Origin of the sequence: Actinoplanes sp. NPDC049548 (assembly GCF_040676695.1) — a bacterium.
Classification (GTDB): Bacteria; Actinomycetota; Actinomycetes; order Mycobacteriales; family Micromonosporaceae; genus Actinoplanes.
This window is the reverse complement of record NZ_JBFAPM010000010.1, coordinates 29,690-43,696: the sequence shown is the minus strand read 5'-3', so window position 1 is coordinate 43,696 and position 14,007 is coordinate 29,690. Positions and strand designations below refer to the sequence as shown.

The following is a 14,007-nucleotide window of genomic DNA, read 5'->3' as shown; positions in this document are numbered from 1 at the left end:
CGCGACGATGGCGGACGTGTACCTCTCCACCGTCAGCCACCCCGCGGTCGGCCGCCGCGGCTTCGCGCTCGTCTCCGGCAACGTCCTCGCGCTGGGCACGGTCAGCCTGGTCACCGACGTGTCCGCCGAGATGGTCACCGCCGTCCTGCCCCTCTACCTGGTCCTCGGCCTGCAGGTGAGCCCGCTCGGCTACGGCGTCGTCGACGGCCTGTACACCGGCGCCACCGCCGTCCTGCGCCTGGCCGGCGGCTACCTCGCGGACCGGGTGGGCCGGCCCAGGACGGTCGCCGGATTCGGGTACGCCCTCAGCGCCGTGGCCAAGCTCGGCATGCTCGCGGCCGGGGCGTCCGTGGCCGCCGTCGGCTCGGTGATCGCGGTGGACCGGCTGGGCAAGGGCGTCCGTACCGCCCCGCGCGACGCGCTGATCACCGCCTCCGTGCCGCCCGAGGCCCTCGGCCGGGCGTTCGGCGTGCACCGCGCGATGGACAGCGCCGGCGCGTTCCTCGGGCCGCTGGTCGCGCTGGCGGTGCTCGGGGCCACGGCGTCGTCGTACGACTCGGTCTTCGTCACCAGCTTCTGCATCGCCGCGATGGGCGTGGTCGTGCTGGTCCTGTTCGTCCGCGACCGCCCGGTCCGGGCGCCGGCGGCCCTGCGAGGGGCCCGGGACCTGCTGCGCGACGGCCGGGTCCGCCGGCTCGTCGCGGCGGCGTGCCTGCTCGGCCTTGTCACCGTCGGCGACGGCTTCGTGTACCTGCTGCTGCAACGCCGCGAGGACCTCAGCCCGCTCTGGTTCCCGCTGCTGGCCGTCGGGACGAGCCTCGCCTACCTGCTGCTGGCGGCGCCGCTCGGTGCGCTCGCCGACCGCATCGGGCGCCTGCCGGTGGTGGTCGGTGGCCACGTCGCCCTCGCGGCGACGTACCTGCTGGTCGGCGGCCCCTCCGGCGGCCTGCCGCTGATCGTCGCGGCGCTCGTCTGCTACGGCGCCTTCTACGCGGCGACCGACGGGGTGCTCATCGCCCTCGCCGGGCCGGTGCTGCCGCCGGACTGGCGCACGACCGGCATCGCGCTCATCCAGACCGGGCAGGCGCTGGCCTACCTGGTGTCGTCCGTGCTCTTCGGCCTGGCCTGGCAGGCATGGGGGCCCGCGACCGCCATCCGGGTCGCCGCCGTGGCGGTCGCCGCCGCCCTCTGCGGCGGGGTGCTGCTGCTGAGGGGCAGGACCGCATGAGCCTGCGAGCACGCATCGCCGCCCTGGTCACGGCTTTGGTGGTCCTCGGCGGCATCTCCGTCACGTACGTCATGCTCGCGGGCCGCCGGTCCACGGTCGCCGCTTCCGCGCCCACCGGCTCCCTCGATCCGGGACGCCGGCTGCTCGTCGTCATCGACCGGCATCTGGCGGTGGTCCCGGCGGGCGACGACACGGGTACGGTCGCAGCCGTCGAATGCGTGCGCGCGTACGCCGCCGCGGGGACCGGCGTGTGCCTGCGACAGCGCAACCCCTGGGCGTACGAGGTGGTGGTGCTCGACGGCGCCTACCGGCCGCGACGGACGCTGGAGATCCCCGGCCTGCCTAACCGGGCACGGGTGTCGGCGAGCGGGCGGATGGTTGCGTGGACCACCTTCGTCGGCGGCGACTCGTACGCCGGCGGCGGGTTCTCGACGCGTACCGGGGTGCTGGACACCCGTACCGGGATCTCGGTCGGCACCCTGGAACAGTTCGCCGTGATCCGGGAGGGCAGGCCGTACCGCAGCGCCGACCTCAATTTCTGGGGCGTGACGTTCGCGGCCGACGACAACCGCTTCTACGCCACGATGGCCAGCCGCGGCGGGCGCTACCTGGTGCGGGGCGACTTCGCCGCGCGTACGGTGACGGTCCTGCGGGGCAACGTCGAGTGCCCGTCGCTGTCGCCGGACGGCACCCGCGTCGCGTTCAAGCAGGCGGTCGGCGGCGACCCGGCCCGCGGCTGGCGGCTGTCGGTGCTGGACCTGGCGACGATGCGTACCGTTGCCACGGCCGAGACCGCCAGCGTCGATGACCAGGCCGCATGGCTCGACGGCGCGACGCTCGCCTACACGCTGCGCACCAGCGACGGCACGCCGGCCGTGTGGGCCGTTCCGGCGGACGGGACGGGCCGGCCCCGGCTGCTCGTGCCCGGCGCGGAGTCGCCCGCGCCGCTCGGCTGAAGAAATCCGGGGAACGCGGGCAACCTTTCCGGCCCGGCGGAGCACTGAAGGGTTGTTCGACCGCGGGGAGGCCGTTCCCGGACCTCACCGGCCTCCCCGCGGCGATCGACCGCTCCCTCCCGCGACGCTGCCGGCGGCCGCCGCCGCGGTTGGCGTCGCGCTGCGCCTGGGCGCTAAGCCGCCGTGCAGCTCGCCGTCGGTGCGGCGTTGGTGCCTGACCAGCTGGCGGTGAAGCCCCAGCTGGTGCTGCCACCCGCCGGCAGCGAGCCGTTGTACGACAGCGAGCGGGCGGTGACCGTGTCGCCGGAACTCGTCACGGCGGCGTTCCACGAGGTGGTGAAGCGCTGGCCGTTCGGCCACGCCCAGGTCACGGTCCAGGAGCTGATCGGGGCGGTTCCGGCCTTGACCGTGACGGCCCCCTGGAAGCCGCCGCTCCACTGGCCGGTGACCGCGTATGTCGCGGTGCACGTCTTGCCTGGCGATGGCGTGGGGCCGACTCCGTAGACGGTTGCCTCGCGGGAGGTGGCCTTGATGCCGTTCGGGCCGTTGAAGAGGCGCTCGCCCCAGGTGGTCAGCCGGGTCGCGTCGAAGTCCGTGACGAGGTCGAGGTACTCGACGCCGCCGCCGTTGCCGCTCCAGGACCAGCCGAGGTAGCCGATGCCCTGCGCCTCGGCGGTGGCCAGGATGGTGTCCTCGTCGGGGTCGCCGTCGGAGTGGGCGTGCCCGAACTCGCCGACGACGATGGGCAGGCCGGCCGCCCGGAACCGGCCCAGGTAGTCGGTGATCTCGGCGGCCGTGTCCCAGACGCCGTACATGTGGATCGAGAAGATGGTGTTGCGCCGCGGGTCCGCGGCGAAGAGCGAGGCGGCGTTGTCGCGCATCGTGAAAGACCAGTCCTGGCCCCAGTTGGGGGCGTCCACCATGATCGAGTGCTCGAAGCCGGCCGCACGCAGGCGGGTGATGGCGTTCCTGGTGTCCGTGACCCAGCCGGCGGTCCCGGTGTTGCCGTACGGCTCGTTGCCGATGTTGAGGATGACGTAGCGCTCCTGGCCGGCCAGGGCGTCCTTGATGCTGATCCAGTAGTCGGCCGCGCGGGCGAGGGTGGTGGCCGCGCTCTCCTCGCCGTAGCCGGTGGTGTCGTGAACCTCCAGGACGCAGATCAGCCGGTTGACCTTGCAGTGGTCGATCACCCGTGTCACGTCGGCGGCGTCGTTGCGGGTCCAGCGGTCGCCGCTGCTCAGCACCACCCGTACGGTGTTCGCGCCCAGCGCCTTGATGTCGGCGAGCGAGCCGAGCTTGTCCGGATACCAGGTGTGGGCATGGTTGACGCCACGCATCACGAACGCGTTGCCGTTGGCGTCGAAAATCCGGGAACCGCTGACCGTGAAACCGGCGGCGGCCTGGGCCGGTGCGGCTGGCAACGTTGTCATCGCGGCGACCGCGGCCATGACGGCCGTCAGGCCACCGAGCAATCTCCGTCTCGTCACGAGAAGTCCTCCTTGGGTGAGCGGGTGCGGACGTGGACCGACGCCGGCCGACGGGGTGCAGCACGTGGTCACGCCGGTGCCGCGGGCGGGAGCGCTCCCAAAGCTGGTGGTCCTGTGTCTACCTACTCGGTTCAGTGCTGTCAACATCGGTATTCGCCGATGTCTTGCCGCCGCCTCTTGACTTCCGGGTAAACGCGGCCCACATTCATGGGAGCGCTCCCATAACAGATGTTCGTCTATGGCCGAACGGCCCCGGCGCCGCGGGAGGATCCCCGACCGACCGCGTTCGCCCTGGTCGGCGCCGTGCCGTCCCCCTCACCTGCAGCCCGTCCGTCCAGAGAGGAAGCCCATGAGACGCAAGGCAAGGAGGGCCTTCGTGGCCTGCGGTGCCACGCTCCTCGGCACCGGCCTCGTCATCACCGCCGCGCCGCCACCCGCGCAGGCAGCCGCCGGCTGCACGGTCGTGTACCGCGTGCAGAGCCAGTGGAGCGGCGGGTTCACCGGCGACATCGCCATCACCAACACCGGCGACCCGGTCACCGGCTGGCGCCTCGAGTACGACTTCCCGGACGCCGGCCAGCGGGTCACCCAGGGCTGGAGCGGCACGTACGCACAGAGCGGCGCGCACGTGACCGTGACCAACGCCGCGTGGAACGGCAACCTCGGCACCGGCGCGAGTGTGAGCACCGGGTTCAACGGCACCTTCACCTCGGCGAATCCGGTTCCCACCGCGTTCACCCTCAACGGCACGCGCTGCAACGAGACCGCGGCCGCGCCCACGGTGGCGATCAGCAGCCCGGCGGCGAACACCCGCTACACCGCACCGGCCTCGATCCCGGTCACGGCCACCGCCGCGGCGGCGAGCGGCCGGACCGTGAGCAAGGTGGAGTTCTACCACGACGGGCTGCTGCTGGGCACCGACTCGTCTGCGCCGTACGGTTTCACCTGGAGCGGCGTGCCCGCCCAGACCGCGGCGTACCACCTGCAGGCGGTCGCCTACGACTCGGCCGGCGTACGGAGCGAGACGGCCGACGTGCCGGTCTTCGTGGACGCCTCGGCGAACCCGTCGGTGGTCGCGGACGCCACCTCCGTCACGGTTTCGCCCGGTAGGACCGCGACGTTCAAGGTGGCGCTGTCCAAGGCGCCGGCCGCGAACACGACCGTGACGATCGCGCGTACGGCCGGAGCCGCCACCGTGTCGGCCAGGCCGGCGTCGCTGACCTTCACGCCGTCCACCTGGGACACCGGTCAGACCGTGACCGTCGAGGCCACCGCCGCGGCGGAGCCGAACACGTCGGCGACGTTCACGGCCGGCGGCACCGGCCTGACCGCGGCGACCGTCACGGCGCTGGTCGCGGCCGAGGGCAGCGCCAACGCCCGGTTCACGCAGCTCTACAGCGACATCAAGAACCCGGCCAACGGTTACTTCAGCCCCGAGGGCGTGCCGTACCACTCGGTCGAGACGCTGATCGACGAGGCGCCCGACCACGGCCACGAGACCACGTCGGAGGCGTTCAGCTACTGGCTGTGGCTGGAGGCCGAGCACGGCCAGGTCACGGGGGAGTGGGCGCCGTTCAACACCGCCTGGCAGACGATGGAGAAGTACATCATCCCGTCGCACGCCGACCAGCCCACCAACGACAAGTACGACCCGTCGAAGCCGGCCACGTACGCCGCCGAGCACCCGCAGCCCTCGTCGTACCCGTCGCAGCTGGACGGCAGCGTCTCCGTGGGCCAGGACCCGCTGGCGAACGAGCTGAGGACCGCGTACGGCACCTCGGACATCTACGGCATGCACTGGTTGCTGGACGTGGACAACACGTACGGCTTCGGCCGGTGCGGTGACGGCACCACCCGCGTCGCGTACATCAACACCTTCCAGCGCGGCCCGCAGGAGTCGACGTTCGAGACCGTGCCCCAGCCGTCCTGCGACACCTTCAAGTACGGCGGCCCCAACGGCTACCTGGACCTGTTCACCAAGGACGCGTCGTACGCCAAGCAGTGGAAGTACACCAACGCGCCGGACGCTGACTCGCGCGCGGTGCAGGCGGCGTACTGGGCGCTCACCTGGGCGACCGAGCAGGGCAAGGCGTCGCAGATCTCCGCGGCCGTGGCCAACGCCGCCAAGATGGGTGACTACCTGCGCTACTCCTTCTACGACAAGTACTTCAAGAACCCGGGGTGCACGTCCACGTCCTGCCCCGCGGGTACGGGCAAGAGCAGCTCGAACAACCTCATGTCCTGGTACTACGCGTGGGGCGGCGCGACCGACACGCAGGCCGGCTGGGCGTGGCGGATCGGCTCCAGCACCAGCCACTTCGGCTACCAGAACCCGATGGCCGCGTACGTACTGGCCAACGTCGGCGCCCTCACGCCGAAGTCGCCGACGGCCAAGGCCGACTGGCAGGCCAGCCTCTCCCGGCAGCTGGAGTTCTACCAGTGGCTGCAGTCGGCCGAGGGCGGCATCGCCGGTGGCGCGACGAACAGCTGGAACGGCTCCTACCAGGCGCCGCCGGCCGGCACGCCGACGTTCTACGGCCTGGCGTACGTCGAGGCACCCGTCTACGCCGACCCGCCGTCGAACCGCTGGTTCGGGATGCAGACGTGGTCGCTGGAGCGGCTCGCCGAGTACTACTTCACGACCGGCGACGCCAAGGCCAGGTCCGTGCTCGACAAATGGGTCCCCTGGGCGCTGGACAACACCACCATCTCGGCGGACACGTTCGCGATCCCGTCCGACCTGGCGTGGTCGGGCAGGCCGAACACCTGGAACCCGTCCGCGCCGGCCGCCAACACCGGCCTGCACGTCGAGGTGACCAGCCGCGGCCAGGACCTCGGCGTGGCCGGCTCGTTCGCCAAGCTGCTCACCTACTACGCGGCCAAGTCCGGCAACGCCCGGGCGAAGACGGCCGCCAAGGCGCTGCTCGACGCGATCTGGGCGGACAAGGACGGCAAGGGCGTCTCGGTGACCGAGACCCGCGCCGACTACAACCGCATGGACGACGTCTACGACCCGGCCACCGGCCAGGGCATCTACATCCCGCCGGGCTGGAGCGGCAGGATGCCCAACGGCGACGTCATCAGGCCCGGCGTGTCGTTCGTGGATATCCGGTCCTTCTACAAGCGGGACCCGGACTGGCCGAAGGTCCAGGCGTACCTGGACGGCGGCCCGGCGCCCACCTTCACCTACCACCGCTTCTGGGCCCAGGTCGACGTCGCCACCGGCTACGCCGACTACGCCCGCCTCTTCCCCAACGGCTGAACGGCAAGGAGTTGACGATGCGAAAGGCGAGATGGGCGGCGGCCGCCGTCCTGGTGCTCACCGGCGTCGGCGTCGCGGTGCTGCAGGCCCAGCCGGCCTCGGCGCACGGCGCGATGATGGCACCCGGCAGCCGCACGTACCTGTGCTGGAAGGACGGGCTCACCGCGACCGGGGCGATCCAGCCCAAGAACGCGGCGTGTGCCGCCGCGGTCGCTCAGAGCGGGACCACGTCGCTGTACAACTGGTTCGCCGTGCTGCGGTCGGACGGCGGCGGTCGCACGAGCGGGTTCATCCCGGACGGGCAGCTCTGCAGCGGCGGCACCGGGGGACCGTACGACTTCACGGGGTTCAACCTGGCCCGGGCCGACTTCCCGGTGACGCACCTGACGTCGGGCGCGAGCATGCGCTTCGACTACAACAACTGGGCCAAGCACCCGGGCACCTTCTCGCTGTACATCACCAAGGACAGCTGGAGCCCCACCCGCCCGCTGGCCTGGAACGACCTCGAGGCCACGCCGTTCTCCCAGGTGACGAACCCCACCTCGGTGGGCGGCCCGGGCACCGAGGACGGCCGCTACTCGTGGACGGCGAACCTGCCGGCCGGCAAGAGCGGCCGGCACCTCATCTACTCGGTGTGGTCGCGCTCGGACAGCCAGGAGACGTTCTACGGCTGCTCGGACGTCGTCTTCGACGGCGGCCACGGTGAGGTCACCGGCGTGGGCGACGGCACCACCCCGCCGCCGCCGACCGACCCCACCGATCCGACGACCCCGCCGCCGGGCGACGGGGGCTGCTCGGCGATGTACAGCACCACCGGTGGCTGGGGCGGCGGCTTCCAGGGCGAGATCATGGTGCACGCCGGCAGCACCGCGGTGGCCGGCTGGACGGTGTCCTGGCGGTTCCCCGGCGATCAGACAATCAGCCAGGTGTGGAACGGCCGGTACGCCGCGACCGGCTCCACGGTGACCGTCCGCAACGAGACGTACAACGGCTCGATCGCGGCGAACGGCCACGCCACCTTCGGCTTCCTGGGCTCGGGCACCGCGCCCACGGCCCTGACCGATCTCACCTGCACGACCGGCTGACCGGCTTCACCGCATAGCAGGCCCGGGACGCGGCTCCATCCCCGCGTCCCGGGCCGCCGGCGCATCTTCCCCTTGCCTTCCGCCGCGTTTGCCCGGACCATGTCTGAGCGCGTTTCGCGTCCGCCGCCCCCCGGAACGGAAGTGCATGTCCACAGAGGATGAGTACCGCCCGCACCTTCGCGTGGGCGGCTGGGTTCCCCCGCCGCGTCCGGTCTCGGGTGCGCCCGCCCCGCTGCCCGAGTCGTTCCTCGCCTCGGCGGCGGTCCCGGTGCCCGAGCTGCCTCTGGCGCCCGAGCCGCCGGCGCCGTCCGGTCACCGCACCGGCATCGTGGCAGGTGCCGCGCTCGCGGTGCTCGTCGTCGTGGGCATCGCTGTCCTCCAGGTGAACCACTCGACGGCAGCGGGCCCGGCCCTCTTCGTCGCCCCGTCGGTCGCCGCGTCGCCGGTGCGTCCACCGTCCGCGTCGCCGGCTCCCTCGGCTCCGGTCGTCCGGCGCTCGTTCACCGAGCGGACCCGGGCGGCCGGCCCGTCCGGCGCCGCCTCGTCCGCAGCCACGCCGTCCGGCGCCGCGTCGCCCAGCGCCAACCCGTCCACCGCCGCCCCGCAGCAGCGCGGTCCGTTCACCCTCGGCGCCTCGGTCGGCCTCGAACCGGCCGGCCTGCCCGGCTTCCGGGTGCGGCACCGCGACTACCGGGCCCGGGTGGACCGGATCGGCGCCGACAGCTCCGCCCTGGACCGGGCCGACTCGACGTTCACCGTGCGGGCCGGGCTGGCGGACGGCTCCTGCGTGTCGTTCGAGTCGGTCAACTACCCCGGGCACTTCCTGCGGCATCGCGACTCACGAGTCTGGCTCGACGGGCGCGACGGCTCGGCGCTCTACGCCGCGGACGCGACGTTCTGCCCTGTCGACGGCCGTCACCCCGGCACGGTCGCGCTGCGCTCGCAGAACTACCCCGACCGCTATCTGTCGCTGCGCCGCTCGCGCCTGGATCTGGGTCGCCGTCAGGTCTCTTTCACCGTACGGCCACCGCTGTGACCCGCACGGCTCACCGTGGCGGCGGGGCGGTGCTGCCGCGGACCACGAGCTCGGGGGAGACCACGATGTGCGCGGGCGGGCCGGGATCCTCCGCGTCGCCCATGTGCTCCAGCAACAGGGTGAGGCTGCGGCGCCCCATCTCGGCGAAGTCCTGCCGCACGGTGGTCAACGGGGGAAGGAAGTAGCCCGAGTCCGGCATGTCGTCGAACCCCACGACGCTGACCTCTTCCGGTACTTTGCGGCCGGCCTCGTGCAGGGCGCGCAGCACGCCCAGGGCGATCCGGTCGTTGGCGCAGAAGATCGCCGTGACCGACGGGTCCTGTGCCAGCTCCTGTCCGCGGCGGTGACCCCACTCGGCGTTCCACGAGTCGAAGGCGACCGGCGGCACCGGCGCGCCCGCCTCGTACAGCGTGTCGCGCCAGCCCGTGACCCGCTCCTGCGCCTCGGGCCAGTCGGACGGACCCCCGACGTGGTGCACGGTCCGGTGGCCCAGGCCGAGGAGATGCTCGGTGGCCAGCCGCGCGCCGGCAGCGTTGTCGATGCGTACGGTCGGCACGGCGTCCGGCTCCCCGCCTCCGCCGACGGCGACGCAGTAGAGCCCGGTCGGCGCCTGGAGCAGGCCGTTGGTGACCGAGGGCTTCGGCGCGATCGCGATGATGCCGTCCACCGCATGCTGGGACAGCCGGTCCACCGCGTCGAGCACCTCCCGCCGGTCCAGGTTGCGGATCGTGGCGATGCTGACGAGGTAGCCGGCGGTGCGGGCCGCGTCCTCGATGCCGTAGAGCATGGAGGCGGGCCCGAACAGCGTGGTCTCGAAACCGATCAGCCCCAGCGTGTGCGACCGCCGGGTGACCAGCGTGCGGGCCGCGAGGTTGCGCCGGTAGTTCAGCGACTGCATCGCCTCCAGGACCCGGGTGCGGGTCTCCTGCTTGACGTTGGGATGCTCGTTCAGCACCCGCGACACGGTCTGATGGGACACACCGGCGAGCTTGGCGACGTCACGCATGACCGTGACCCGCTTCTTCGATGGCACGCGGCCCCCCTGTCGATCTCACGTCGTGGCCGGTCACAGTCTAGATCCGTCTCACCCGCCCGGCGGCGACAATGTGAACGTTAACACGTGCCGTATGGGATCTGCTCCGTGACCACAGTGGATGCCGACCGCGCCGACGCCGACCCCGACTCGCCCCGGCCGCGTGACTACGCCGCCGAGCAGCGGGACCTCCTGCGGATCAAGCAGGCGTCCACGATTATCTGAACGCCGCGCCCCGTGACTCGCCGGAGTCCGAACCGGCGATGCACAGCAGCAGCCAGGCACTTCCCGTCTGCAGAGGCCAGGCGTCACGCCGCCATCCGGTCGTGGCCTTCGGGTCGGTGCTGCGCCGGGCCATGACGCCGGCCGAGCACGCCACGGCGACGTCCGGGCGGTCGATCAGCTTCTCCTGGCGTACGCCGGAGGCATCGGACGGCAGAGGGAGGGCCGCGAAGGTCTCCCAGTAGTGGTCGCCGGTGCAGTCGGCCTCACCCGGCGGCATCGCCTTGCCGCTGATAGCGACCATGCCGCCGAAGCAGAGCGGGGTCGCCGGGCACAGGCCCGCGTCGCAGGCGGCGAAGCCCGCCGGAGGACTCGCTGCCGCCGGGGTGGGGCCGTTCCCACCGGATCCCGCATGACCATCATCCAGGGCGGACCAGGCGACGAGTCCGCCGATGGCGAGGATCACCGCCCCCGTGGCAGCGAGCAGCGCTCGGCGAAACCGTGGCACGTTCCGCGCCGGCGGCGTGGGCGACGGAACGACGGTGCCGGCGGCCGCGGCCCGGGCGGCCGCCGCGAGATCCGCCGCGGAGGGCCAGCGGTCGGCCGGCTGCGGTGCCAGCGCCCGCTCGACGACCGCGAGGACCGGGCCCGGCACGTCACCGGTCAGCGTCCGCGGCGCGCTCTGGATGCGTTGCAGCGCGACGGCGTACGGGTTGTCGCCGACGAACGGCCGATGACCGGCGAGGCACTCGTACGCCGTGAGCCCCAGGGAGTACACGTCGCTGAGCGCCGTGGCGGGCTGCCCCAGCACCTGTTCCGGAGCCAGGTAGGTCGGGGTGCCCAGGATCGCCCCGCCGGTGGTGAGCGGCGTGGCACCGTCCATGCGGGCGATGCCGAAGTCGGTGATCAGCACCGAGCCGTCCCGCCGGATCAGCAGATTGGCCGGCTTGATGTCGCGGTGCACGATCCCCCGCTCGTGCACCGCCCGCAGCCCGTCGGCCGCCCGGGCGACCAGCTGCATGGTCTGCGCCGCGGGCAGCCGCCCGTGGCGGGTGAGCAGCTGCGCGAGCGACTCCCCGTCGACGAACTCCATGACCAGGTACGGCGACCCGTCGTCGGTGCCGTAGTCGTGGATGGCGGTGACCGCGGGGTGGTTCACCCCGGCCATAGCCTTGGCCTCGGCCAGGAACCGCCGGGCGAGCGTGGGGTCGGCACCCGCCCCGGCCAGCATGACCTTGACCGCCACGACGCGCCCGAGGACCTCGTCGGTCGCGCGCCACACCTCACCCATCCCGCCGGCGCCGATGCGGGCGTCGAGGCGGTAGCGGTCGCCGAGTCGCCGGCCGGGCTGCAGCACCCGGGCATCATGCCATGGGTGTGCGCCGCGCGGTCGCTCGTAGACTCCGCACATGCCGGAGATCGTGGAGTTGCTGGCTTCGCCCGTACATCGTTTCGAGGGCCGGCCCGCGGACGGCCCGGCGCCGGCTCCGGAGCAGGAGCTGGTCGGCGTCGTGCGGATCCGGGCCGGCCTCGGCATCGTGGGGGACCGCTACTTCGCCCAACCGGCGCACCGGGACGCGAGCATCACCGTGATCGCCCGGGAGTCGCTGCCGGCCGGTGTCGGACTCGCCGGGACGCGTCGCAACATCCTGATCGCCGGGGTGGCCGTGGACGACCTCGTGGGCTGCGTGCTCAGCCTCGACTCGGGGGCGGGGCCGGTCCGGCTGCACGTCCGCCGGCGGGCCAACCCGTGCGCGTGGATGGACGTGACCGTCGGTCCCGGCGCCTTCAGGGCGCTGCGCGGCAAGGGCGGGGTGCGGTGCACGCCGCTGGACGACGGGGTGCTGCACACCGGACCCGTGCGGGTGGAGATCAGTCCCGCGGGATGACGGGGTTGCCGGCGACGAGGCGGATCGTCCAGCCCTCCACGCCGGTCCACGCGGCCACGTGGTCGCAGGCCTGGTGGGTGATCCACAAGCCGCGGCCGCCGGTGGCCGCCTCGGTGGTCGGCAGCAGGCCCGCGAACGGGTTCTTCGGACCCGGGCCGGCGTCGGTCACGGTCACCACGATGCGGTCGTCGCCGGCCCAGACCCGCAGGTGGACCGGGGGACGGCCGTACCGTGAGGCGTTGGTGACCGTCTCGCTCACCGCCACCACCAGGTCGTCCACGTGTGCCGCCGGCAGCCGTCCCCGGTCCGCCGCGTGCACCGCGCGCCGTGCCTCTGCCGGGGTCGGGCCGGTCAGGCTCACCGTCGGCGGCCCGTCCTGCAGCGGATCGGGGACCGGCGGCCGGTTCTCGCTCAGGTAGAGCCGGGGCTCGACGTAGCCGGGACTGTCGACGTGCCGTCCGCCGCCGACCGCGTATCGGGGGTGGGTGCGCGCCACGTCCGCGAGCACCTCGCCCGGCGTGATCCGCGAGTCGTACGCGCACATGCTCCACAACGGGAAGTCGTCGTACGCGTGGTTGATGGCCGACTCGTAGCGCGCCCACCAGTCCCAGGTGTTGCCGAACGCGGACACCGGCATCTCGCCGATGATCCGGATCTGCCCGGCGCCGGCCGCCACGTGCCGCTCCAGCAGCTTGCGGTACGCCCGGATGGCCGCGCTGGGGCGGGCGTACATGTCCCCGCCGGCCAGGAACTCGACGCCGGAGCCGGCCGGCAGCGCGGCGCGGACCAGCCCGGCGGTCCGCTCCCCGAAGGCCACGATCGACGGCTCGCCGTTCGCGACGCCGTCGAGCAGGAAAGGCACGGTCACCTCGAGCAGGTCGTCGTCGCTGTCGTACTCCACGGCCGCGTGGAAGTAGCCGGGGTGCCCGGCCGCGGCACCCGTTCTCATCGGCCGCCCTCCACCCGCAGGGCGGTCAGCTCCAGCAGGTCGGCGAGGTGCCCCGGGCTCCAGAGCCGGGTCCGCAGGACCGCGGTGACACCGTGGCGGCGGGCGTACTCGTCGAGGTCGAGCAGCGAGTTGTGGTCGATGAAGGCCAGCTCCTCGCCGTCGATCACCAGGTCACCGGCGGCCGGGCGGAGCTCGGCCCGGTCCAGGGCGCGGGCGAAGAGCCCGCGGGTCGCCTCGTCGAGATCACCGGCCAGCCCGGCGTCGCCGAGCGCGGGCGGCGGGGCGAAGAGCCGGAACGGCGCGTCCGACTCCGGGTGCAGGCACGCCAGCTCGTCGACGGCAGCGCCCAGCTCGGTGCGGTCGAAGGCGCACAGGGCCGAGAAGGGATGGGTCCGCATGTACCGGTCGACGAGGTGCTCGTAGCGGGCGAACGCGTCCAGCTGGGCCGGGGTGCGCACCAGGGGCGTCGCCTCCGCGGCGACCCGCAGCCCGGAATACCCGTCCGCGAGGGCCCGGCGGGTGGCCGCCGCGTACGCCTCGAGACCCTGTTCCGGATCGATGACGCTGCCCTCGGGATAGTGGTCGCCGAGCCGGATCAGCTCGGGCCGGAAATCCCATCCGCGCGGCGCTTCAGGCGCTATGTACCAGATCCGTTCGCCTGCCGCGGCGCCTTCGGCGAGAAAGTCGCGAGCGGCCGTCTCGAAGGCGACCGGATCGTCGTACGCGAGGCAGACGTGTCCGTACCGCTGTCCTGGCCGGTCACCGGTCTTCTCTGCCATTCTCCGAGCATAGTGCCTCGAACGGGGGACACCGTCCGGCCGGTTGAACCGGCGCGGGCCGTAGGAGAAAAAGTTGAGATT

Annotated in this window: 11 protein-coding genes; 6 read left to right on the top strand and 5 right to left on the bottom strand. The window is 72.6% G+C overall.

The window, feature by feature from the left end; all coding sequences use genetic code 11:
* Positions 1-16: 16 nt before the first annotated feature.
* Together AB0J80_RS20520 and AB0J80_RS20515 are read left to right on the top strand one after the other, a co-directional pair.
* Positions 17-1,228 carry an MFS transporter gene (locus AB0J80_RS20520; RefSeq protein WP_364707070.1) on the top strand — a complete coding sequence of 404 codons (1,212 nt, stop codon included), beginning with the start codon at positions 17-19 and terminating at the stop codon, positions 1,226-1,228.
* Positions 1,225-2,184, top strand: a complete 960-nt coding sequence (locus tag AB0J80_RS20515; protein WP_364707068.1) for a hypothetical protein — start codon at positions 1,225-1,227, stop codon at positions 2,182-2,184. Before AB0J80_RS20520 ends, AB0J80_RS20515 begins: the two co-directional genes overlap by 4 nt.
* Positions 2,185-2,357: 173 nt before the next feature.
* Here the strand turns inward: AB0J80_RS20515 and AB0J80_RS20510 are convergent, their stop codons facing one another.
* Positions 2,358-3,632, bottom strand: a complete 1,275-nt coding sequence (locus tag AB0J80_RS20510) for a cellulase family glycosylhydrolase (protein WP_364707561.1) — start codon at positions 3,630-3,632, stop codon at positions 2,358-2,360.
* A 388-nt stretch (positions 3,633-4,020) separates the two neighbouring features.
* Here AB0J80_RS20510 and AB0J80_RS20505 point away from each other — a divergent pair, with 388 nt between their 5' ends.
* From AB0J80_RS20505 to AB0J80_RS20495, 3 genes are all read left to right on the top strand, one after another.
* A complete protein-coding gene (locus AB0J80_RS20505) occupies positions 4,021-6,933 on the top strand; it encodes a glycoside hydrolase family 48 protein (protein ID WP_364707065.1) in 2,913 nt (970 codons plus the stop codon).
* 17 nt (positions 6,934-6,950) lie between these two features.
* Positions 6,951-8,018, top strand: a complete 1,068-nt coding sequence (locus AB0J80_RS20500) for a lytic polysaccharide monooxygenase (protein WP_364707064.1) — start codon at positions 6,951-6,953, stop codon at positions 8,016-8,018.
* A gap of 145 nt (positions 8,019-8,163) precedes the next feature.
* Positions 8,164-9,054 (top strand): AbfB domain-containing protein, encoded by an 891-nt coding sequence (locus AB0J80_RS20495; RefSeq protein WP_364707062.1) that lies wholly within the window; start codon positions 8,164-8,166, stop codon positions 9,052-9,054.
* Between the two features lie 10 nt (positions 9,055-9,064).
* On the opposite strand, the gene AB0J80_RS20490 is transcribed toward AB0J80_RS20495, so the two are convergent.
* Positions 9,065-10,060 (bottom strand): LacI family DNA-binding transcriptional regulator, encoded by a 996-nt coding sequence (locus tag AB0J80_RS20490; RefSeq protein ID WP_364707559.1) that lies wholly within the window; start codon positions 10,058-10,060, stop codon positions 9,065-9,067.
* Between the two features lie 244 nt (positions 10,061-10,304).
* Positions 10,305-11,666 (bottom strand): serine/threonine-protein kinase, encoded by a 1,362-nt coding sequence (locus AB0J80_RS20485; protein WP_364707059.1) that lies wholly within the window; start codon positions 11,664-11,666, stop codon positions 10,305-10,307.
* 52 nt (positions 11,667-11,718) lie between these two features.
* Here AB0J80_RS20485 and AB0J80_RS20480 point away from each other — a divergent pair, with 52 nt between their 5' ends.
* Entirely contained in the window at positions 11,719-12,198 is a 480-nt protein-coding gene (locus AB0J80_RS20480; RefSeq protein WP_364707057.1) for a molybdenum cofactor biosysynthesis protein, read from the top strand.
* On the opposite strand, the gene AB0J80_RS20475 is transcribed toward AB0J80_RS20480, so the two are convergent.
* Together AB0J80_RS20475 and AB0J80_RS20470 are read right to left on the bottom strand one after the other, a co-directional pair.
* Entirely contained in the window at positions 12,182-13,147 is a 966-nt protein-coding gene (locus AB0J80_RS20475) for a sensor histidine kinase (RefSeq protein WP_364707054.1), read from the bottom strand. The genes AB0J80_RS20480 and AB0J80_RS20475 overlap by 17 nt on opposite strands.
* Complete coding sequence (locus AB0J80_RS20470; RefSeq protein ID WP_364707052.1) at positions 13,144-13,926, bottom strand: MEDS domain-containing protein; 783 nt, start codon at positions 13,924-13,926, stop codon at positions 13,144-13,146. Before AB0J80_RS20470 ends, AB0J80_RS20475 begins: the two co-directional genes overlap by 4 nt.
* Positions 13,927-14,007: the final 81 nt, after the last annotated feature.

Excerpts from the sequence above, each read along its gene's own strand:
- AB0J80_RS20495 (WP_364707062.1), top strand. The coding sequence starts at position 8,164 with ATGTCCACAGAGGATGAGTACCGCCCGCACCTTCGCGTGGGCGGCTGG.
- AB0J80_RS20500 (WP_364707064.1), top strand. The coding sequence starts at position 6,951 with ATGCGAAAGGCGAGATGGGCGGCGGCCGCCGTCCTGGTGCTCACCGGC.
- AB0J80_RS20505 (WP_364707065.1), top strand. The coding sequence starts at position 4,021 with ATGAGACGCAAGGCAAGGAGGGCCTTCGTGGCCTGCGGTGCCACGCTC.
- AB0J80_RS20490 (WP_364707559.1), bottom strand. The coding sequence starts at position 10,060 with ATGCGTGACGTCGCCAAGCTCGCCGGTGTGTCCCATCAGACCGTGTCG.
- AB0J80_RS20470 (WP_364707052.1), bottom strand. The coding sequence starts at position 13,926 with ATGGCAGAGAAGACCGGTGACCGGCCAGGACAGCGGTACGGACACGTC.
- AB0J80_RS20510 (WP_364707561.1), bottom strand. The coding sequence starts at position 3,632 with ATGGCCGCGGTCGCCGCGATGACAACGTTGCCAGCCGCACCGGCCCAG.
- AB0J80_RS20515 (WP_364707068.1), top strand. The coding sequence starts at position 1,225 with ATGAGCCTGCGAGCACGCATCGCCGCCCTGGTCACGGCTTTGGTGGTC.
- AB0J80_RS20480 (WP_364707057.1), top strand. The coding sequence starts at position 11,719 with ATGCCGGAGATCGTGGAGTTGCTGGCTTCGCCCGTACATCGTTTCGAG.
- AB0J80_RS20475 (WP_364707054.1), bottom strand. The coding sequence starts at position 13,147 with ATGAGAACGGGTGCCGCGGCCGGGCACCCCGGCTACTTCCACGCGGCC.